Genomic DNA, 22,832 nt, shown 5'->3' with positions numbered 1-22,832 from the left:
TTACGATAACTGCTGTGCAGCAAGAAGCGCTAATGCCGTAGCGGGAGCATAGGATGCAGCATCAGGATGATGCTGACAGAAGGCAGCATAATCCACATAAGGGCGATTGAGTCGTGATGCGCATTTCTCGACGATGAATTGACCAATTCCGGCACCTATAATCGGACTTGATGGTTGCCAATCAGGAAATTGACTTAATACTTGATAGCAGCCATTAAGGATCTGTTGCATTTGCTTCTCAGCAAAATAAGCGGCTACATTTTGCCATTGTGCGTCGGTGGCATCACGGGCGTCAGAGCCCAACATTCTGGCTAACCGTTGTTGGCTATGCATTTGAGTCCATGGCTGGCCATCAGCACTACTATCTTGAATATCGCTCTCATTGAGTTGATTCAATATCAGCCAGATATCAGCACTACTGGCAAACCATTCTGCAGCCAGGGAAACCCGATTGCCGTGTAATGGGGCAGCATCACTTATCGCCATTAACGGTGTTCGTATCGCACCGGTATAGACCAGCTCGCCCGAGCATTGTCGTCCATAATCGGTTGTGGCTGCTGCCGAAACTTGGTGACGATCAATCGCAATGATATCGCAGGTCGTGCTGCCGATATCAATGAATAACCCCTGTTCAATATGTTGAGCAGCAAGAAATGCACTTGCTTGCCAGTTCATTGAAGCAATATTCTGCCATTGCTCAATCGCTTGATTTTTTGTTAGCCAAGTTGCCTGACCAGCAAAGAAACGCACGTCACTGTTATTGAGGTGAGCGTCAATAGTTTCGACAATCGCTTTCACTCCTTCTTGGCGATCAGGGAAGGCATCTACGAGTTCTCCTGTCATGGTAATGTAATGACCAGCCGTAGCTTTGGGTAATAGAGTAAGGGCAGATCTGATGCTTTCATTCAGGGCATCAATGCCTTTCCATAAGGCGCAGGGGAGTTGAAAGACATGTAGTAAATTTCCCGTTGCATCAGCATAAGCCACTTTAAGATGTGCGCCACCAATATCCCAACCGCAAAATGCCATATTAGTTTGTGTTGTCATGGTTGAGTGCTTGTATGTGTGTATTCAATAATCTTGCAGGATTTGTTTGGCTTCGCATGGCTGGTTCTGCATAGGTTGTGGTCAGTCGCGGATTGACTTCTACTACATAAATGACGTTGTCAGTTTTGATAAGATCAACACCAACGAAGCCCCATAGCCCTGGGATTGCCATACGAATCTGTTCAGCGATTTCTTGTGCTTTCTCAATGGACAGCATATCAAATCGTTGGGCTTCAAATGCGTCTAAGTGCAGCTGTTGCTGATGTTTTTTTACATGCTGAATATTGACGGATAGTAAGTGAGACTTTTCACCTGTCATAAACAGACTCAAGCTTAGGCTGTCACCGTAAATATATGGCTGAACAATAAACCGGTCTTTGTTTAAGGTTAAAAGCTGATGTCTGGCATCAATACTGTTGTATACATACGTGTCCTCACAGCCGGCACCATCTATGGGTTTTAAGACCCACTGATGGTGATCATGATGATCTTTGCAAAGCCATTCATCGGCTGTGAAGGTGACAGGTGTCTTTATCTGATAAGCTTTAAATTGCTGATAAGTTCGGTATTTATCAGTACATAAAAGAATAGCCTCAGTACGGCAATTAAGGATGGTTTTGGATTGTTGTTCGAGACTTTGTATTAAATCAAACAATATCAAATCCGTTTCAGGCGCGATAATGAGAAACAGGTCATAGCGTTGCTGGCATTGTAACCAAGTCTGATTGAATTGCTTCTTAGTTTGGATGGGGTAGGTGGTTATACGTTCTGTTGAGAAGGGTAAAGCAGGAAGTCGCTCATCTCGCATAATGGCGATGAGATGACCATATGCCTGTAAATCCTGACAAATGCTTGCCAGCATTAATTCACCTTCGTGCATCAAACCAGCGGAAAAAACCGTTTCTGATAACGCGCCACTGGTAAGATGTTCGTATATAAAAATTGTCATTTAAGCGGACATATTAAGAACTATGAATATTATACCTGTCATTGATATTCGTGATGGTATTGTTGTGCATGCACGGGGTGGTGAAAGAGCAAACTATCAGCCACTAAAGTCATTATTAACTCAGTCTGTGAAGCTAGAACAAGTCATTGATGATTTACTCGCGTGGTACCCGTTCAAACAGCTTTACATTGCCGATCTCGATGCGATTGAGCAAAAACAACATACGCCTCAACAATATCAACATTTAATCGACACATTTCCACAACTGAGCCTCTGGCTTGATGCTGGTATTACTGAGATGAGTGCGTATTCATATTATCCGATGTCGCCACAATTACGTCTTGTCCTTGGAAGTGAAACGCTGACAGATCTGCAATTGTTAAAAGCGCCGCATGTCAGACAACAGTCAATTTTGTCTCTGGACAAGAAGTCTGGATCCATTTTGGGCAGTGAAGAAATAGCAAAAGAGCCAGCTTATTGGACACAAACATGTATAGCCATGAGCTTAGATAATGTAGGTACAGATAAAGGACCGGACTTTGACTGGCTCAAATCATTAATGAAAGAGCAAGAATGCGTGAAATGGTATGCTGCGGGTGGAGTACGTGATGAAGCTGATTTAAGTCAGTTAGCACAAATAGGTGCCACAGGGGTATTAGTAGCCAGTGCATTGCACACTGGTAAATTAGGTCGCTCGACTATAGAACGATTAAGCAGGGACATCACTCTTCCGTAGAAGAGTGATGTGTGTAAGCTTAAATCTTACTTAGCACCAAATGGGTGTTCGCTAGATTTGTATTGTGCAACAACGTCAGCCGCTTTTGGCTCACGAGCAACAGCACGTTTGATAGCTTCTTTAGTAGCGCGATAGTTCCAATCTTGGATTTTTTCATCGCTATCAGCAGTTGGAGAAATGAATACGCCAACGCAGATAAAGCAATCATCAGCTTCACCAGCTGGGATAGTGCCATCTTCAACACATTCAGCAACAGCAAGTGAAACACCACGCTGTGCTGGGCCGAACATTTGAACGGCTTGTTTCATGTTTTTGATGGTGACTTTGTTGAACATTACAGTTGCAGGCTTAACCATTAAGTTAGGCGCAACAACAGCCAACAAGCCATTAACCCCTTGTTTCTGGTCGGTGAGAGTACGGCAGAAGGCATCTTCTGCTGCAGAACCACGTGGACCCATGATTAAGTCAATGTGTGCAACGTTGTCTAAGTCACCATCTTCGATGACCAATGATTCACCTACAAGTACGCGATCGATAACTGGCATGTTATATTTTCCTGTTCCAAAAAAATTGTCAAAAGGCTCATTTTTTTCCCTCCTTATTGTGAAAGGAAGGGTTTATACGTAATAAAGGAACGTATCACCTGCTCAGTGCCGTCCGCTAAATGCTTCGTGGTACTGAAATTCATTAAAAGAAAGCAATTGCTTAAATTTATAAAGCAACAAGGTGGCTGCAATAAGATCAGCCGATGTCCCTGGATTAATTGCTTTCTCTTTTAATTCTTTATCCCAGTGAGTGAGTGCATCAAAATGGGTCTCTACAGTACCCGTTTCTTCTATTTGGATCACAAACTGTTTTGCTCTCTCACTGACTTTGGTTGCCAGCGCAGTGGATTGCTTACGGGATATCAAGCTATCCAACGCCTTCGATAACAACTTAAGATACGCGAAAGCCGTTGCCCATTCAACACTTTCCCCAGAATTTATCGCTTTTGTCAATGATGGCAAACTCAGATCCCATAGCGTGTTGAAATTATTGATATATTGCTGGGCAATTTGATCACGATTTTTTGCTAAATCCATCGCTTCAAGCAAGGTAATGGTTGGTACTGCGCTGATATCCTGTTGGTCTTGTTTACCTAGTCCACCCGCTTCAGCTAAACGAATGGCTTGGTAGCAATCGATGGCATCATCTACAGTCAGATTATTGAGTACGACTTGAAGACGTTCTGGAAGTTCGTCAAAGGTTTCACACGACTGAACAGCCTGACACAGTGGTGCAAACAGTAAAACAATACCTAAGTTGGTATTGCAGTTGACAACACGTCGGGTTGCCTGAATCGATTGCAGAATACGTTCACCTACGGTCAAATCAGGTTTTGCCATAACCGGGGCGATAGCGTGAGCACTTTTAATAAAATCTTCCACCACCATATTATGCCCATCACTGATGACATTAACATTACCGGGTTTGGGGGCAGAGACCTCTTGCTCACAGGCCCAGAATACAGCGTCTTTTAAATCTGACTCAGAGAGCATGGGTCGCTTGTTTTTGTTCAATACGTTTGACTAATGCTTTAGCCAGGTGCATAGCCACATCCGTTCCGGTAGCTTGATAGAGTCCTTTCCAAGCTGGAACACTGTTCACTTCTAACACGGTAAAGTGTCCATTTTTATCCCTGATCAGATCGACACCGGCATAGTCTGCATTCACTGCTGCCGTCGCTTTGACAGCTAATTGCCTCATCTCTTCGGTGACCGTGGTAGCAAAACAGCTGGCTCCTTGAGCAAAATTGGTTATCCATTTATTGGCGCGTCGGCTCATGGCGGCGCAGACTTCATTATCAATGACCAATAGACGCCAATCCTGCCAGATACCTTCAAGTTCTGGTGCAATATATTCCTGCAGATAATAAGCACCACCAACAGGAGGAAGTTGTTCGAATTGCGATAAATCTTCGATTAAGGTGATACCTTTACCTTGGCAGCCGAATAACGGTTTCATCACGATTATATTACCCATATTCAATTCTCGGGTAATGATCTGTTTGGCCATATTGCTGTCTTCGCATGCCCAGGTTCTTGGCGTGCTCAATCCAGCCTGATGCAGGCGTAATGATGTTCTGGCTTTATCTACCGTGTATTCGATAGCCGTTGCTGGGTTAAAAACAGGAATTCCCAATTCAGCTAAGGTATGCAGGACATCCATGCGAAGGGTGATTTGTTCGAGAAAACCTGGCGCAATACCTCGAACCATTGCGGCGGCGGGTAATTCATTCTCAAAGCCGGGAATAAACAAACCGGTCGGGGAGTCTAGATCGATTCGACATGCCGCTAAGTCTGTTAACACTGCTTCGATACCAAACTGGCTCAGTGAATGTGTTAATTGTTCACTGTGCCAGCCGTGGGTATCGTTAAAAATAACAAGGCGGTTTGACGCCATAGTGATTTAAAGTCCGAAAGAAAGATTGAGTAATTCCTGATTCAGCTCACCAGCAGTGAAGCTTTTACCTGTTTTTGTGCTAGTCACAATCACTTTACCTGGACTGAACAACATGCCATCAATTTTGAAAAAGTCATATTCATAAGATTTAAAGATGTCGGCAAAGGGACGGCCATAGTCTGATGAAGTATTACTAGGCATTTTTTCAGCCAGATCTTTCGCTTCTTCATCTGTAGCATCAACAAATAAATGTACTTGACCACCAAATAAAATTGCATCATTAGTGCGGCCCATGGCAGTCATAAAGTCACCACCTGGAGGCGCGACTGGCGTTGAGCCATAACCATCAACAATTTTTTCTAACGGGAAATGCAGTTCGTGTGCTTTATGCATGGCGACTTCCAGGACACGGATAGCAATTTGCATCACACCAGCCAGACTCGAGGTAGGCGTCAAGATGAACGTGAGGTTTTCAGGCTTAATACCACAGTTATTGGCCACTTTTTCAGCCACTTCTACTGGCGGGAAACTATCCACTTCCAGAACAATGACGGTTGATTCAGCTTCGTCTTTGTAACCAAATTCTTTGAAAATTTCTTCTCTAGCTGCCAGCGCACGACCGGGGCCAGAGCCTAAAGCAAAGAACTTACTGTCTTCGCTTTTATGAGATAAGCTCCATCCGGCATATTGACTGCCGAGGCAACTTAAAACGGGGGTCTTAGCATGGACATTAACTGACCATGGCCAGTTGGCAAAGCCACTGTTGGTACCCATGGTGGCCGTACCCAGCCCACCCATACAAATTTCACCAATAAGACGTCCGGCTTCCAGCCCGCCGTTACAGTTAATGCCAGCATCAACCACCCGAGTGCCATTGCTTAAGGTGCTGATTTCAAGTTGTAATGCTTCAGCATTATCAATTAAGGCATCCACTAATGGTTGGCAGGCAGCGTTTACACTGGTCCATTTGGCTGAAATGTCTGTGCTCATTGTAACGTCCTATAGATAGAGTCGAAAAAAAGGTTCATTAGATTATACGTGATGAAGGGCTGGCTTATGCAAGGTCATGGCGCTGCTCGGTAGTGGGATAAGACCCCCTCAATTGCATTGAGTCTATGTTGGCGAATTGCCGATTTGATTTGCTCGCCTGCTAAACCTTGATCAAGTAATGGTTTGATATCGACCTCGGCAGCGTATTGATAACAAGCCGAAAAGGCATCTTTTTCAGGATAATCGGCGGTTTCATACCCTGGTCGACCACGAAAGTCCGCTTCACCTGCCAATAAAAACTGTTCAAACCGGTGAGGACGGCGGAAGCTATCCAAACTTTCAAGCACCTCTAAAACCCGACTGGCATCAAGCTCAAATAATAAGTGAACATCGGTATGAAACTCTGCCACTTTTGCGGCAAGCGAACTGATATCTTTAGGTACTCTCAAGCGCTGGCATAACTGTTGGGTCAGCTTAATACTTGTCGCTTCATGACCGGTATGACTGGGCAATATATCTTTTGGTGTCAGACCTTTACCCAGATCGTGGCATAAAGCAGAGAATCTGACAGCCAGATCTTCGGTTAACTTTGCAGCCTGATCGATAACCATCATCACATGCACACCAGTATCAACTTCAGGGTGCCATTTGGGTATTTGTGGCACACCAAACAGACGATCCACTTCAGGGAATAAAGTGGATAGCGCATTCACCTGTCTGAGGCTAGTGAAAAATACGGAAGGTTGTTCTGTTTGTAATGCTTTTGATAACTCTTGCCAGACCCGTTCAGCCACCAAGTGTTCAAGTTCGCCACTGGCTACCATTTGTTTGATTAGCTGTTGAGTTTCATCGGCAATAGTGAAATTGAAGCGAGCTGCAAAACGAGCGATACGTAGTACCCGAACAGGATCTTCTACAAAAGCAGGTGATACATGCCTGAGAATGCCTTGTTCAAGATCACGAATGCCGTTGAAGGGATCGATAAGCTCACCATCAAGTGATTCGGCAATGGCATTGATGGTTAAATCGCGACGTGCGAGATCATCTTCTAAGGTGACGTCTGGCGAAGCATGGACGGTAAATCCCTGATAACCATGTCCTGATTTGCGTTCAGTTCTGGCAAGTGCGTACTCTTCCTGCGTCTTAGGATGAAGAAACACGGGAAAGTCTTTCCCTACTGGTTTGTAACCATTTTCCAACATATAGTTGGTTGAGGCACCAACGACTACCCAATCACGATCCTTGACAGGTTTTCCGAGCAGTTTGTCTCTAACACAACCGCCAACAAGATACGTTTTTATCGTGTCGATAACGACCTTACTCCGATTTTATTCTAGGCATTCTTTCTGACAACGGTTTAATTGATTGGTTACGTTGACTATCAAAAATAGCTGCATAGCTCATGACCGTTTGGACATAGTGCCGGGTTTCATTAAATGGAATATTTTCAGCCCAAATATCAGCATCAAGTGAATTATCAGGTAACCACTTACTGACACGATGTGGTCCTGCATTATAGGCGGCAGTGGCTAATACAGGATTTTGTTGATTCTCATCATACATGCGACGTAAATAAGCACTACCTAGTTCGATATTACGCTCTGGACGATACAGTTCGTTAAGCTGTTTTAATGGACGATTAATCAGTTTAGAAATCAGGCGACCAGTATCAGGCATCAGCTGCATTAGTCCCATTGCACCAGCATGTGAGCGGGCTTCTGGGTTGAACGCACTTTCCTGACGAGCGATGGCTAGTAACCATGACGGATCTAAACCTTGTGCTTTACTGGCCTGACGCATGGCATCATCATAAACGACAGGGAAACGTAAATCTAAAGCATCCCAATATTGGGCTTTACCCAATAAGGCGATGGTTTGATTATGCCAACCCCATTCGTGAGTCAGCATCGCAATCATTTGAAGTTCACGGTCCGGCCGCGTTTGTTTCAAATGGTAAGCCTCTCTGCGTGCTTCCAAGTGCATACCTTGTATATAGAACTCATGTAAGCGTTGGATTGCAGATTGTTTTTTTAACGCTGCCATGTCTTGTTGAGTCACCGGTATAGGGCGGTGATTCATTTTATAAGGCTGGGTTAGATGATCAGAAGCCAAGAAAGAGTAATAATCGCGCTTACCTAAAATGGCTGAAAATGTTTGATTAGCAGCTTGCTTTTTCCCTAGTGCTTCCTGACTTCTGCCTAACCAATACTGCCAGCGTGTTGTACCCAGCTCATCAATATTCATCAATTTGATAGCTTTTTCAGCGGCTTTCCAGTCTTTTTGCCATAATGCGGCACGCACCTGCCATTCACCACCTGGAATATCACCAAAGTAACGCAAAGCTTTTTTATCACGGTTAAGTGCGGCCCATTTTCCAATCGCTTTTCTAGCTTCAATCGTATCTTGTTGGCTAAAATTGTAGCGCGTTTTAATGTTTGACCAGCTAGTGAATGCTTGCTCCGGCGAACGTCTGGCTAGTCGTTGCAAACCATGAATAATCATTTCACGATTGAGGGCCGTATCAGCGCTTAATGAGCTATTCTTGGCAAGCCCGTTGAATACAGAGAGGGGATTATTATGTATCGCTTGCCACTGCTTCACCAACTGCTGATTATCTACTGGATTGGCGGTTGATTTAGCTAGATAAGTCGCCATAGAGAATTGATTGGCACGCAAGGCCAGCATCATACGTTGATAGCGTAAATCATTGTTTAATAAACCCGCCGTTTCCCAAGCTGAGAATACGGGATCACAGGCTTTTTCTTGTGAGTGGGGGACCAGCCATAACTCAGGCGTAAGTTCAAAAGCTTTTTGTTTCTGACCCGAGGCTAGTAATGCTTGCAGGTAATAGCACTGCCTTGTTGCTGATTGTGGAGGCTGGTAAAAATTCAAATAGTCGGACCAACGATTTTGTTGAGCTAACTTATTTAGCCAAAACATACGTAAACGTTCAGCATAGAAACTGCCATCTTCTTTCTTTAAAAACTCGCTGACAGAAGCGTTGCTGGCCTGACTCAGGCGTCCATTCAGATATAGATACTGTAAATAACTTTGTAGTGGATAGCCATCAAGTTGTTTATGTAGCATTTGATAGCGTGATATTTGATTATCTTGTAGCGCTTTTTTTGCTTGCTGGAACAAATGTCGTTGTTCAGTTAGTTGCACAGCATTATCGCTATAAGCCAGTGGGCTCATCAGTAGACAGAGAATGAAAAACGGCAGTGTTTTGATAATGTTCATGAGGCCTATCTTAAACCATATACGCAGACAAAATCAGCCTATCTGTAAAGAAAATATGAGTGCGATTGATGACGTAAATAGATGATAAATTTTCAATCGTTTTTAGCTGATAAATTTGCGTTCTTTATGGCGATTTCCAGCTTATCAAGATTAGGAATAAAGGCCACTTTATTACCCACTTTTATTTGGCAATACAGATAATCAGAGTTGTTCTGGTCGTGTGTCATTTTAAGCGCCGAAGCGTTTAGCGTAATGAGTTGTGGTGAACCTGTGCAAGGAATCGCATAATACCCAATATCGGCATCAGCATTAATGCCTTCGATAATGCACAGTTTGTTAGCAGGATAAAGTGTTTCTATATTTTGCTTGAGTAAAGTCTCAAGATCGACAACAGCTAATTTTTTTTGTTGCCATTCGACCCACTCTAACCAAGGCGTCATCTTCGTGGCCGCTTGTTTAATCGTTGCTTTTGGAAGCACTTCCGTTATCGTGCTGTTTGGCAGCAGTAGGTAATGTTTCTGCAGTGGAATCAGCATGCAGTGCACGAATTGAGCTTGGGCAGGTTTTTCCATATCTGACATCTACTGTGTGGTTTCCTGAAAACTGACTTTACCCAGCAATTTCTGCATCTGCCAGATGAGTTCTTCTTCTTGGTAAGGTTTGCCTAAATAGGCATTCACACCGATTTCCAGGGCTCTTTCACGATGTTTATTCCCTGTTCTTGAGGTGATCATGATAATTGGAAGATGCCTGAATTCTTGGTCATTACGTACAATTGAGGCGAACTCAAAGCCATCCATGCGAGGCATTTCAACGTCTAACAGAATAATGTCGGGCTTCTGCTCATGTAATTGCGATAGTGCATCAACGCCATCACGAGCTGTCATGACTTCGAAGCCGATACGACGTAAAAGATTGCCTGTCGCTTTGCGCATGGTAATAGAGTCATCGACGACCATCGCGGTTGGCAGTCTGTCTTGTAACTGTTCGAGTTCACGTTCAAGGTTAATCGCATCGTCAGTATCCAGAGAAATATTCTGGCTACTATCCATCAGTGTGGGTATATCCAATATAAAGACCACCCGACCATCCCCAAGAATGGTGGCGCCGTTGATGGCCGTAATATGACCAAGTTGTGTACCGACAGATTTAATAACAATTTCGCGGTTGCTGACAATATCATCCACTAACAAGGCAATGCGTAAGTCACCAGAGCGAAACAGTAGCAGCGGCATTTGATGTTTCAGATTATCAGATAATGATAGTGGCTTATCGAGCAATGAACTCAGCGGCATAAACCGGTATTTTTCGCCCTGAAAATCATAATGTGGTTTATGTGTGCCCAACATTAATTTGATGTCACGAACGCTGATACGTTCACCTGCCGTGATGGTATTTAAAGGCAGGGCGTACTGTTCATCCTGAATCCGAATTAATAAGGCCTGGATGACAGACAAGGTTAATGGCAGACGAATTGTAAATGTACTACCTTTGCCTCGTTCAGATTTGATACTAAGATGGCCTTTCATACCGCGGATTTCATTGCTGACAACATCCATGCCAACACCTCGGCCAGCAAGCTGAGAGACATTGTTTGCGGTACTAAAGCCTGAGCTCAAAATCAGCTGAATCAGCTCATCTTCTGATGGCATATCATGATGGTTGATAAGATTCATGGATAAGGCTTTTTCTCGCACCTTATCGATATTGATTCCTTGTCCATCATCACTGATATTGATGACAATTTCTGAACCTTCACGTGTGATAACTAATGACAGCAAACCGTTAGCTGCTTTACCGTGGTTGAGCCGATCTTCGCTATCTTCAATTCCATGCGCAATCGCATTACGAAGAATATGCTCCAATGGGGCGACAAGGCGGTCAAGAATCGTTCTATCGATATCGAGTTCAGAGCCTCGAATTTTTAACTCGACTTTTTTACCTAACTCAGATGCTGTTTGTCTGACGATGCGTTCAAGCCGACCAACAATGCCACTGAAAGGTAGCAAACGGGTGGTCATCAGACCTTGCTGTAAGTCGGTATTAAGCCGTGACTGCTGCAACAGAATTGCATCAGTTTCCCTGACCAAGGTATCCATCGAGTGACTGATGTCATGTAAATCAATGACGCTTTCAGTTAGCCCCCGAGATAACTGTTGAATCAGGGAAAAACGATCCAACTCCAATGGGTCAAAATCCGATTCATTCTTGAGTCGTTCATCTTCATAACGGAACAAAATCTGAGTTTCCGTTTCAATTTCCAAATTACGCAGCTGATCATGTAAACGAGCAACCGTCTCTTCCATTTCGTGTAGTTGCTGACGCAGTGCTATATGTTGTTGCGTCACCCGATCACGCGAAATACTGACTTCGCCGGCAAAGTTTGTTAGATAATCCAGAAGATCAGCACGAACTCTGACTTGCTCGACATGTTGAGGCGCTGGTGGGGTATCAGTTTGAATCGGGCTGACTGGTAATATATCGGACGCGGTATCTATATCTCTTTCTGCTTGTCTAACTTTTTCTGGTGCAGGTAGCGGTCTGTCTTCAATATGTAAATCCTGGCCTTCCGTGCGTGTGGATATCTCGGCAATCAAAGATAATGCCGTTTTCACCGGCTGGTGATTGGCTAATTGTTCCTGCATTTCCGCCAGCTTATCCTGACAGCGTTGCAGTAAATCAAAGAAATCCTCATCGGCTTCTTGTAAGCCATCGCTGACGGCCAACACTAATGTTTCGATTTGATGCGTCAAATCGGCCATAGGTGAAATACCCGTCAGCCTTGCGCCTCCTTTTAGCGTGTGTAAGTCACGCTGGAGCTGCAATATATCTTGTTCAGTATGAGTATGGCTCACCCAGGCTTTGATGATTTGACTGCTTGAGTCGAGTAGCTCTTGTGCTTCTGCGGCAAAGGCTGACAGCAAGTCATCATCCATATCTGCAGGTATGGCGTAGTCTGTTTCATCCAAGCCCATATCCTGCTGATGACGTGTTTTTTGAGCTAGGTAGTTATCAACCCGAGCAGAAAAATCGGCAGAGGTGGAAAGCGGCTTATTCTGTAATAAGCTTTCAATAAACTGGTTTAACTGCTCATACCCCTGTTCCAGTAAGGCATTTAAACCAATATCTTGAGGATGGCATTGATTAATGAGCTTGTTCAGGCTGGCATACGTGTTTGCAATGAGGGTTTGTTGTGCATCGGATGCCGTTTGCTCTAACTGCCGCAAGGTTGAACTAATGGCAAGCAGATTGTCCTGATCCGTGGGCACCAATTGCCACTGTTTTAATTGCTTGATGTAATCTTCAAGGAGTTCATCCGTTTCTTCCAGCAAGATCATCAGAAATTCAGGATCAATGACTGGTGCCAGTGCCGTTTCTCCAGACGGTGTCAGTTCAGAAATATAGGATGATAATGTGATCAGGTCAGGCTGTTCGCTCTGATTCATCACGTGTTCAAGCAGTTTGTCTAGGCCATCAACCACCTCATGCATCAACGTCATCTGATGATTATCAAGCACAGTATCGTTCATATGGAGTTGCTTAACAGCTTGATCCATTTCTGTGGCAATCATCGCCATGGTTTTTATGCCGGCAATATTGGCACAGCCTTTTAATGAGTGAACCGAGCGTAAAACTGGCGAAGTGATTTGTCTGGAAAAAGCGATATCGTTGAGGCTTTGCTTCAGTGTTGAAATATGTTGTTGTGCTTCTGCCACAAAGATATTGAGCAACTCATTATGCTCTTCTTCTGCAATTTCATCCGCTTCCTGTTCAGATAATGTTTTTGCTTTGATGTATTGATCGACAGATGTGTTGTCTTGAGCACGTTGAATCAGGTAACGGTCAACAGAGCTTATGGGAGACCGTATTTCTTCTACAGGAATACTTGTGCGGAATGCCTCAATTTCTTTTAAACGATCCTGCTGGGCAATATAGCGTGCGACACTCGTTTGTTGAGGTTCAGTAGTGGTTGTTTCATGCTCTGTATGCAAACGCTGTATGTAGCTTTCAACGCTGGTCATAAGTGGACTTTGATGCTTCTCAAGCCCCCACTTCTTACGAATATATCGTTCGACGCCCGTAGGCAGAATGGGATCTATTTCAAAAACAGGTTTGTCCGGGGAATATTGCGCATCTTGCTGTGCCTGATACGTTGCTAAATCGACATCTAACCTTGCTGCATCACGTGCTTGACGAATTTGGATATAACGTTCAACAGAGGTGCGTTGGTCCTGCTGTCTTTGCGCTTTTACTTCTTTGAGTAAGGGATTTAAGCACCTTTCTTTTAGTTCATACAACGCATCGATGTTATCTGGCGAACTGGTATCTGCTTGAGTGAAACGTGACAGTAGCTCTGGTAAGAGTTGATAACTGTCTTGTACTAATTTTTTGACAAGATCATTATCGTCACGGCTGCCCTCAATGACATGATTCAACACATCTTCAACAGCCCAGCAAAGATCGGCAATGACCTGAGCCTCTGCCATACGCCCGCTACCTTTAAGCGTATGGAAGTGACGCCTTGTTTCATTCAATGCTGCCTTATCCTGCTGTTGAATCCAGGCAGGAATGTGGTGCGCTAGTTCCTGTAACACTTCTGTGGCTTCTTCAATGAAGATAGCAGCTACTTCAGCATCAATACCCTCAGCAAAATGCCAGTCTGCGTCAGCGCCTGAATCTGTGCCGGCAATGTTGGGTTGGTCAGTTGATACCTCGACTGGGGATGAATGAACGGTATCATCGCCAGAAAGAACAGGATCATCGATAAAGTCATATGGCTCAATACGCTTATCCTCAACGGATAGCGCAGGTTCGGCGGAAGTCTCTGTGTCAATTATGACGTCTTCATCAGTCGCTGTTTCATATTCATTATCGAACTGCAGCAGTTTGGTTTTAGCTGTTGCCAGATAATCGTCATCAGCCTGTCCGTGATGACGCACGCCCTCCATGTATAATTCGCAGCAAGCAATGATATCAGCCAAACGTTGCAGCTTAATCGCCGAGAAGGTTTTCTCCCCTGCGTGATAATCAGATAGTGTCTCCGATGTCATTTTCACGATCTCGGCCGCAGCAGCCTGGTCCAGCATATCAAGACTGCCTGCAATCAAACTTAACTGTTGTTCTGTTTCTCCTAAGCCATCAACATAGCGTTCTGATCGCTCCATTAATGTTAGAGTTTCTTTGATATTACTCAGCTCTAACAAACATTCGGTCATGACTGTTTGGCGCAACTGGTCACTGACGTTTGCCTGTGTCGTAGATGCCAGTAGGGCTTCTGCCTGTAATAAGCTATCGGCAAGTTGCGTTAAGTCATCTTCACTGGGAATATCACCGCGACTGCTTATCGCATTGAGTTGCTCTACCTGATGATGTAATAGATTGCTGGCTTCATATTCGGCAAGTAAAGCCAGTGTGTCTGACATGCTTTGTAATTGTTTTGATGTCGACTCAATCACATCAATATCAACATCGCCATCATGAACGTGTTGATTTAACTGTTCTTTTATATCCTGAAGTTGCTCAAGCAAAGCAAGGTGAGCATCACCCAGCGCATTGTCACTCATTCCATAGATACGGGAACGTTGATCAAAGAAATACAGTTTTAACGTCGCTTTTAGTAAGGTGACATGTGGGCCACGGCTGGTCGCTTTGGCAATGGCTAATAACAGCTGTTTTTCCAAGTCTGCAGGAAAATCCAATTGTAGGGCGGCTTCACCGGCTTCGCTATGTTGCTTAATTGGTTGAACCAATTTACCCATTAGGGGTTTTATTTGCCCGGCAGACGTCAGTCCTTGGTGTTCAATAGCTTCAATGAAAGCTTCGGCTGTCCACCAGAACAGGCAGACTTTTTCTTGGTGGCTGGATAAGCGAAGAAAATGCACGATGGCATACATTTGCCTTAGGCTGTCATTATCTTGCTGACGTAACCATTGCAGTAGCAAGACTTGGAAAACATGTCCCAACTTACGTTGTTCAATATTCAATGCTGGAAGTTTTCGGGCTGGATTGGGTGCAATGCTGTCTGGTAGAGCAATGGAAAGCGTTGGATTAAACAGCTCGATTTCAGTTCTGGTATCTGCTTTGCAGACTTTTCTCAGCTCGTTAATGATATCCAGCAGGGACAGTGGGTGATCCAGAAAGTCGTTATTCAGCAGTTTGATGTAGTTCGGTAATAGTAATAACGATTTTACAATGGCATCCTGAGCCGCTGAGGTATCTGTTACCTGATTATTTTGAAGGGCTCTGACGGCTTTTTGTGTTTCTTCAGTCAGCATTGACGCACCGGACATATTAATCATATCCAGTGTCCCTTTCACCTGATAAAGAGACTCGATAGTATCGGTAAGAAGCTTCTCTTCAGCCTGGCCATCGAGAAAATTATTCATGGCCGCTAAGGCATGAGCAAGAGACTGCTGCAATTCATCTTGCAGCCAGACTAATGCATCGTAATTGCCTTTGATGAGTTGTGCCATTAGATGACTATCTCCAAATAAGCTTAGCGAGGTAACTTAAAGCCAGATACAGACTTACGCAGTTCGTTTGTTAACTCTAGAAGTCGACCAATCGAAGCTGCACTCTCATTGGTGCCGGTAGAGGTTTGCATAGTGATTTCCTGAATAACATTCATGTTCTCAGAGGTCGTCACCGCAGCCGTTGCCTGTTGTTTGGCATTATCGGAGATATTGTTGATAAGTTCTGCCAACTGGTGAGAAACACTTTCAATTTGCTCGAGAGAGGTGCCGGCATCCTGTGATAGTTTTGCTCCGGCAACGACTTCGGTTGTACTTTGTTCCATCGAACTGATGGCCTCGTTAGTATCACTTTGAATCGTTTTAACCAGGGCATCAATTTGGCGTGTGGCGTTACTGGAACGTTCAGCAAGGCGCTGAACCTCATCCGCTACCACAGCAAAACCGCGACCAGCTTCACCAGCCATCGCAGCCTGAATGGCGGCGTTCAGTGACAGAATATTCGTTTGTTCAGCGATATCATTAATCAGTTCAACAATATCTCCGATTTGTTGTGAGCTTTCACCTAAACGTTTGATACGTTTTGATGTTTCTTGAATTTGTTCACGGATGGTATCCATACCGTGTATCGCTTTTTTCACTGCACTGTTACCCTGAATAGCCAGAGATACAGATTGTTGTGCTACATCAGATGATTGGCTGGCACTACGAGATACTTGCTCGATAGAGCCTGCCATTTGATTGATAGACGAACTGACTTCGGTAATTTGTTGTGCTTGATGCTCACTGGCATCGGTCAGATGTAAGGCAGTTGCTTGTGTTTCTTGCGCTGCAGAAGCAACCTGCATGGTGGTAGAATTAATTTGCTCAACCAGACTTCTCAATGCGTCTATAGTGTAGTTAACGGAATCAGCAATAGCGCCTGTGATGTCCTCTGTCACTGTGGCACTGACGGTAAGATCACCATCAGCCAGATCACCCATTTCATCCAGTAATCGAAGAATTGCATCTTGATTGTGTCTGTTTTGTAATTCCATTTTATCCAGTGACACTTTCAACTGCTGAATAGAAGGCAGGCACAGATTAATAGCTGCCAGTGTAGAGAGAACAAACAGTATGGCTACACCAATGCTGATATAGAGCAAATTGGGGTAGAGGAGTGTGTACATACCCGTTGCAATCAGCCCTAAGCCTGTCAGGGTGAGTATAAACAGAATGATAAACGCGGCCAGTCCCGGCCAGTTCTTACTGTTTTTCAGCGACGAAAATAAAAGCTTGCTGGTTGAGTTCATATACCTAGTCCTGATATCAAATTATTATGCGGCAGCATTAATAAACCTTTCATCTTCAATAAGTTTCGAGAAACTGAAAACGTCCCATTGTATGTCTTGCTGGTAAACACTACCTGTTAAGTAAGGTGTAATTTCTTTATGTGCTTGCATGTCGAGAGAGTCTGGCTCACGTTGAAAATGCTTGAGTCCATAGACTTCATCTACTAATAAACCACTGTTGATGTCTGCATCGTTGATAACAATAATGCGGCTTCGTTTAGATAATCTGCTGGGTTTATCAAGAAGATAATGCTTTAGATCCAAGACGGGTAATAGTTCACCACGAAGGTTAACGATGCCATATACCCAAGCTTTAGCTTTTGGCACGGCGGTAATGTGGTCGGGGACGGGAAAGACTTCTCTGGAATCGTTTAGTGGAATCACAAAATGCTGACCAGCAAGACGAAATCCGATGGCTGTCCAGCTTTGCCCAAGCGATTCTTGCTGTGTTAACCCTGCCGCTTTTTGTCTGCTACGGCGTTCGACATCTTGCAATATGGCAATAATGTCTTCGGGTGTTTGTGGTTGCATCATAGTCATTTATCCAGCAACGATTGAATCTGTTCAATAATCTCATCCTCTGAGACCGGTTTGCCAAGATAACCTTTGGCTCCCTGGCGGAGTCCCCACATCTTATCGGTTTCCTGATTCTTTGAGGAAACAATAATGATAGGAATGTGACGAGTGTCATCATCACGACTTAAAAGACGTGTAGCCTGAAAGCCATTCAGGTTAGGCATAACCACATCCATCAATACTAAGTCTGGTTGTTCTTCTTGTGTAATACGAACTGCTTGCTCACCATCTTCTGCAACCAGAACCTGATGACCATGTCGTTCTAACAGTTTTTGAAGCACATATACTTCGGTAGGCGAGTCGTCAGCGATTAAAATTCGAGCCATAAATTAATTTGCGTCCTGAGTTTTTTCCAGCAAATGTGTTCGGATGGCACCGAGTAAATCTTCACGAGTAAAAGGCTTGGTTAAATATTGTTCGGCCCCTACAACGCGTCCTTTTGCTCTATCAAATAAACCATCCTTGCTGGAGAGCATTACTACGGGTATGTCCCTAAATTTAGGGTTATTCTTCACTAGTGCACAAGTCTGATAGCCGTCCAGTCGTGGCATCATAATATCGATAAATAAAATATCGGGATGATGGGCACTAATGATGGGTAGAGCTTCAAATCCATTGTCAGCCGTTAACACATCACACCCTGCTTTTTTTAATAGTGTTTCAGCTGTGCGGCGAATGGTGTTGCTATCATCAATCACCATCACTTTCAGACCGTTAAATTCGTTTTCACTCTGGCTCACGACTATGCTATACCTGAATTATTTTATAATTGTAGTGCACACGAAGATAACCCATTTTTGTGTTACAGGCTAGTGATGACTTGAGTTGAATAATCATCTCAGCGAACTGTAAATTCACAACGGTTAAGTATGAATGACTTGAAATATCAAATTTGTGTCCCATGTCTCTTCTTATCGACATTTATACTCAACTCTACACTTTAAAACATAAGCGAGCTTAACCATGACTTCTGGCGTCCCACACTTAACCACCGCTTTAAATGGTCCTCTTCTAAAGTTAGAAGCCATATTGCTAGAAAAGCAGACACAAGTTGAAACATGGTTAAGAGAGCAGTGGTTAAAAACGCCTGCGCCGTTTTATGCTTCTGTCGATCTCCGAAATGCGGGGTTTAAGTTGGCGCCTGTGGATACGAATTTATTCCCTGCTGGGTTTAATAATCTTAACGCCTCTTTTATGCCTTTGTGTATTCACGCTGCTCAGGCTGCTGTTGAACGAACCTGTCCAACAGCAAAACGCGTATTGATTGTGGCTGAAAATCATACGAGGAACTTGTTTTATCTCGAAAGCCTGGAAACCTTACGTGACATCTTCCAAAAAGCAGGTATGGAAGCTCGCATTGGCAGTTTATTAGAAGAGATTGAAGAGCCTATGAGCATTGACCTGCCATCAGGTAAGCAAATTACGCTTGAGCCATTAGTCAGAAAAGGTAATCGTGTTGCCGTGGATGACTTTTCACCCTGTCTGGTTCTGTTAAATAATGACTTATCTGCCGGACGGCCAGCTATTCTCGAAAATCTAGAGCAAGAGGTTATTCCACCATTACGCGCAGGCTGGTCAACCAGAAAAAAATCTGATCATTTCACTCAATATAATCAAGTCGCAAAAGAATTTGCTGAGCAGATTGATATAGATCCGTGGTTAGTATCCCCTTTGACATTGCAATGCGGTGAAGTGAATTTTAAAGAAAAGTCGGGCATAGAGTGTCTCGCCAAAAATGTGAACAATTTGCTGACATCTATTCGAGCCAAATACGCTGAATATAATATCGACAGAGAGCCGTTTGTTGTTGTGAAAGCCGATTCCGGTACCTATGGGATGGGCATTATGACGGTTAAAAGCGCCGAGGAAATCGAAAACCTCAATCGTAAACAACGAAATAAAATGTCATCCGCTAAGGAAGGTTTGGTGGTGGATAATGTGTTGGTTCAGGAAGGCGTTTACACCTTCGAGACATTGGGGGAAGAAAAGGCGGTAGCTGAACCCGTTATTTATATGATGGATCACTATGTGGTAGGTGGCTTCTATCGTGTTCACACTGGGCGTGGCGTTAATGAAAATTTAAATGCGCCGGGGATGCATTTTGAACCACTGGCCTTTGCTCAGTCCTGTAGCACACCAGATCAAACAGATTTGCCTGATTCGGAACCGAACCGCTTTTATGCCTACGGTGTCATGGCTAGATTAGCGTTGTTAGCAGCAGCGAGAGAAATCGCCTGATTTAATCAGGCGTTGTGCTCACTCAGATAAGCGATAGTCATGGTTTGGTTGTGCAGTAAACTGTGACTATCATCTTCCCCTGAACAGATTTCACCATTTGAATAGAATCCGGTGATGCCTGTCTGCATACCCAGTAGTCTTTGCACAGCAAACACTTCGTCTGATACCTGAGATTCCATGACTAATTTACGGCCAACACAGCTCACGCAAATAGCTAAGGCTTTATCGTTTATGTTGACGTCTTTTTGTAATATTTGTCTGGCTGCTTCACTGGCACCTAAAACCAAACGATCATGATCAGACTTGAGAAAACGAACGGTAGACCCTTCTTTTATATTGCCTGCAAAGGTCAAGCTATTATCTTGTTCATTAATCGAGAGGAGTGTTCTGATGACATTAACATTCTTCTCATCCATGATGGCAAAGGGGAAATTCAAGCCAGAAGCAGGTAATTCATTGGCGTAATAGCCTATGTACATCTTGTAAAGTGGAAGAGCGGGTTTATTGTCTAACTCGTACACCACATTTTTGTTTGAACGCGTAATTTTTCTTGGTGGTCCGTATGGTTGCCAGCCGCCTAAGGCGCCACTGGTAACGATGGCATCTTCTCCGTAAATACCAACAGCGATCACTGTACGATCCTGAATTTTGTCATTGTTGATGAGTAAGGTTTGCTTGAATGCAGCAGAGTCGCCTGCTAGACCACCTGTGATAGGAATATTGGGCAATATCTCCTGGAGACCTTCTACCAGTTCAGAACCATTAACATTCAAACCGTCACTGAGAACAAACACGCCTTTGAGATCATCCATTTTTAACTCAGCGGCAATTTGAGCACCCAGTGCATGGGATTGCTCCATACTATTAACCGGCTTGCTTATAAAGCGGAGCGTGCTTCGCTCCCACTGCATGGCTGTGATGTGGATGCTGTCATCATAAACACCATCACCTGTAATCTCGCCCGATGTGGTGCAACCGATGATTTCGGCGTTTGGGTAGCGTTTTTTTAGGGTTTTAGCAAAACCTTTATCGTTGAAGCGGCTGACAGAGCCGAAAACGAGTACCCAGTTGGCTTCAGGAAGGGGAGAGGCCGACGGTAATTTATTTAAACCCGTCTTGGCGGGGAGGTGCTCCTGTACAAACTTCATTGGTTGGTCAACCTTTGCTCCATCATTGGCTTTTAGCGCCGTAGTCAAAAAAGCGTAACAAATCCATCGGGTGATACTACATCGTTTAGCGATTAAGGGGAATCGGGTCGCTTGTAATTTGTGAGATGCCTCACAATGAATGCATAAAAATCGGCCATAAAAAAAGCCGCTCAATGGCGGCTTTTTTTGATGATTAACTCATGTGTCAGGAATTATTCATTCAGTTTTTTCTTCAGTAATTCATTTACCTGGGCTGGGTTGGCTTTACCTTTTGACGCTTTCATTATCTGGCCAACGAAGAAGCCAAGTAATTGTTCCTTGCCATCCCGGTATTGCTGCACTTGATCAGGATTATTCGCCAGTACTTCATCCACCATAGCTTCAATAGCGCCGGTATCGGTGACTTGCTTCAGACCTTTATTTTCGATGATCGCATCGGCATCTTTACCTTCACCTTTCCACAATGCTTCAAACACGGTTTTGGCGATTTTGCCTGAAATAGTGTTATCACTGATTCTGTTTAAGACACCAGCAAGCTGTTCAGCACTCACCGGTGATTCAGTAATATCCATGCTTGCTTTGTTTAGTGCACCGGACAGCTCAACAATAACCCAGTTGGCACATTGTTTCGGGTCATTGCCGCCAGTGGCCGCTAGTAATGACTCAAAATAAGTGGCCAGCTCACGGCTACTGGTGAGTACCGAGGCGTCATACAGCGATAGACCTAACTCATTGACAAAGCGATCACGTTTTTCGTTGGGTAGTTCGGGCAATGTCGCTTTAATATCAGTGATCGTGGCTTGGTCAATAATCAGTGGGAGCAGATCAGGATCAGGGAAGTAACGGTAGTCATTCGCTTCTTCTTTACTACGCATCGCGCGCGTTTCATTTTTGTCGGCATCGTACAAACGCGTTTCCTGAATGACTTCGCCACCTGACTCCAACACATCAATTTGACGCTCAACTTCGTAATTAATAGCGCGTTCAACGTTGCGGAAAGAGTTAATGTTTTTCAGCTCGGCACGGGTACCAAACTTTTCCTGCCCTTTAGGACGAATTGAAACGTTCGCGTCGCAGCGGAATGAACCTTCCTGCATATTGCCATCACAAATCTCAAGATAGCGAACCAGTGAGTGGATTTTCCTCATATAAGCAACCGCTTCTTTTGCGCTGCGCATATCAGGTTCAGACACAATTTCTAACAACGGTGTGCCTGCTCGGTTTAAATCAATGCCTGTTTGACCGTCAAAGTCTTCATGTAGTGATTTGCCAGCATCTTCTTCGAGATGAGCTCGAGTAATACCGATGACTTTTTCAGAGCCATCCTCCAGTTCGATACTGATGTGGCCTTTTCCGACAACGGGTAATTCATATTGGCTGATTTGATAGCCTTTTGGTAAGTCAGGATAGAAGTAATTTTTGCGGGCAAAGACTGAACGTTCAGAAATCTCAGCATCAACGGCAAGACCAAACTTAATCGCCATTCTGACAGCTTCTGCATTGAGTACCGGTAATACGCCCGGCAGACCCAGGTCAACGGCACATGCTTGTGTATTCGGCTCTGCACCATATGCTGTAGCAGCACCAGAGAAAATCTTAGACTTGGTGGCGAGTTGGGTATGAATCTCTAACCCAATAACAACTTCCCATTCCATAATGACGGCC

18 protein-coding genes are annotated in these 22,832 nt (G+C 44.2%); 2 read left to right on the top strand and 16 right to left on the bottom strand.

Going from position 1 to position 22,832, the window contains the following annotated elements; genetic code table 11:
• Positions 1-1,047: a hydantoinase/oxoprolinase family protein gene (locus tag B3V56_RS09570; RefSeq protein ID WP_289283036.1), complete on the bottom strand. Its 1,047-nt coding sequence runs from the start codon at positions 1,045-1,047 to the stop codon at positions 1-3.
• Positions 1,031-1,996, bottom strand: coding sequence for an ATP-grasp domain-containing protein (locus tag B3V56_RS09565; protein ID WP_289283037.1), 966 nt, complete (start codon positions 1,994-1,996; stop codon positions 1,031-1,033). The genes B3V56_RS09570 and B3V56_RS09565 overlap by 17 nt, the downstream gene beginning before the upstream one ends.
• A 22-nt stretch (positions 1,997-2,018) precedes the next feature.
• Between B3V56_RS09565 and B3V56_RS09560 the strand changes: the two genes are divergently transcribed.
• Entirely contained in the window at positions 2,019-2,732 is a 714-nt protein-coding gene (locus B3V56_RS09560; RefSeq protein WP_289244097.1) for a HisA/HisF-related TIM barrel protein, read from the top strand.
• A 26-nt stretch (positions 2,733-2,758) separates the two neighbouring features.
• On the opposite strand, the gene fae is transcribed toward B3V56_RS09560, so the two are convergent.
• From fae to B3V56_RS09500, 12 genes are all read right to left on the bottom strand, one after another.
• Positions 2,759-3,277: a formaldehyde-activating enzyme gene (fae, locus tag B3V56_RS09555; protein WP_007143952.1), complete on the bottom strand. Its 519-nt coding sequence runs from the start codon at positions 3,275-3,277 to the stop codon at positions 2,759-2,761.
• Between the two features lie 102 nt (positions 3,278-3,379).
• Positions 3,380-4,270 (bottom strand): triphosphoribosyl-dephospho-CoA synthase, encoded by an 891-nt coding sequence (locus B3V56_RS09550; protein WP_289244096.1) that lies wholly within the window; start codon positions 4,268-4,270, stop codon positions 3,380-3,382.
• A complete protein-coding gene (locus B3V56_RS09545; protein WP_289281425.1) occupies positions 4,260-5,174 on the bottom strand; it encodes an ATP-grasp domain-containing protein in 915 nt (304 codons plus the stop codon). The genes B3V56_RS09550 and B3V56_RS09545 overlap by 11 nt, the downstream gene beginning before the upstream one ends.
• Positions 5,175-5,180: 6 nt before the next feature.
• Positions 5,181-6,164 carry a methenyltetrahydromethanopterin cyclohydrolase gene (mch, locus tag B3V56_RS09540; RefSeq protein WP_289244094.1) on the bottom strand — a complete coding sequence of 328 codons (984 nt, stop codon included), beginning with the start codon at positions 6,162-6,164 and terminating at the stop codon, positions 5,181-5,183.
• 74 nt (positions 6,165-6,238) lie between these two features.
• Entirely contained in the window at positions 6,239-7,465 is a 1,227-nt protein-coding gene (locus tag B3V56_RS09535) for a multifunctional CCA addition/repair protein (RefSeq protein WP_289281426.1), read from the bottom strand.
• 16 nt (positions 7,466-7,481) lie between these two features.
• Entirely contained in the window at positions 7,482-9,404 is a 1,923-nt protein-coding gene (locus tag B3V56_RS09530) for a transglycosylase SLT domain-containing protein (RefSeq protein ID WP_289281424.1), read from the bottom strand.
• 92 nt (positions 9,405-9,496) lie between these two features.
• Positions 9,497-9,985 (bottom strand): chemotaxis protein CheW, encoded by a 489-nt coding sequence (locus tag B3V56_RS09525; RefSeq protein ID WP_289281423.1) that lies wholly within the window; start codon positions 9,983-9,985, stop codon positions 9,497-9,499.
• Positions 9,986-15,877 carry an Hpt domain-containing protein gene (locus B3V56_RS09520; protein ID WP_289284213.1) on the bottom strand — a complete coding sequence of 1,964 codons (5,892 nt, stop codon included), beginning with the start codon at positions 15,875-15,877 and terminating at the stop codon, positions 9,986-9,988. It abuts the gene before it with no gap.
• 23 nt (positions 15,878-15,900) lie between these two features.
• Positions 15,901-17,166, bottom strand: coding sequence for a methyl-accepting chemotaxis protein (locus B3V56_RS09515; protein WP_289244090.1), 1,266 nt, complete (start codon positions 17,164-17,166; stop codon positions 15,901-15,903).
• Between the two features lie 24 nt (positions 17,167-17,190).
• Entirely contained in the window at positions 17,191-17,739 is a 549-nt protein-coding gene (locus tag B3V56_RS09510) for a chemotaxis protein CheW (protein ID WP_289281420.1), read from the bottom strand.
• Between the two features lie 2 nt (positions 17,740-17,741).
• Positions 17,742-18,107 (bottom strand): twitching motility response regulator PilH, encoded by a 366-nt coding sequence (gene pilH, locus B3V56_RS09505; protein ID WP_286303515.1) that lies wholly within the window; start codon positions 18,105-18,107, stop codon positions 17,742-17,744.
• Between the two features lie 3 nt (positions 18,108-18,110).
• Positions 18,111-18,482: a response regulator gene (locus B3V56_RS09500; protein WP_414673376.1), complete on the bottom strand. Its 372-nt coding sequence runs from the start codon at positions 18,480-18,482 to the stop codon at positions 18,111-18,113.
• Between the two features lie 262 nt (positions 18,483-18,744).
• Here B3V56_RS09500 and gshA point away from each other — a divergent pair, with 262 nt between their 5' ends.
• Positions 18,745-20,019, top strand: coding sequence for a glutamate--cysteine ligase (gene gshA, locus B3V56_RS09495; RefSeq protein ID WP_289281419.1), 1,275 nt, complete (start codon positions 18,745-18,747; stop codon positions 20,017-20,019).
• Between the two features lie 5 nt (positions 20,020-20,024).
• Here the strand turns inward: gshA and B3V56_RS09490 are convergent, their stop codons facing one another.
• Together B3V56_RS09490 and gatB are read right to left on the bottom strand one after the other, a co-directional pair.
• A complete protein-coding gene (locus tag B3V56_RS09490; RefSeq protein ID WP_286303518.1) occupies positions 20,025-21,167 on the bottom strand; it encodes an FIST signal transduction protein in 1,143 nt (380 codons plus the stop codon).
• Positions 21,168-21,379: 212 nt separating this feature from the next.
• On the bottom strand, positions 21,380-22,822 hold the full coding sequence (gene gatB, locus B3V56_RS09485) for an Asp-tRNA(Asn)/Glu-tRNA(Gln) amidotransferase subunit GatB (protein ID WP_289281418.1): 1,443 nt from the start codon (positions 22,820-22,822) through the stop codon (positions 21,380-21,382).
• Between the last annotated feature and the right edge of the window lie 10 nt (positions 22,823-22,832).

The sequence above is a fragment of the Methylophaga sp. UBA2513 genome (assembly GCF_002341285.1).
GTDB lineage: Bacteria > Pseudomonadota > Gammaproteobacteria > Nitrosococcales > Methylophagaceae > Methylophaga > Methylophaga marina.
Note: the sequence above shows the minus strand (reverse complement) of the source record. Positions and strands in the feature narration are given on the sequence as shown.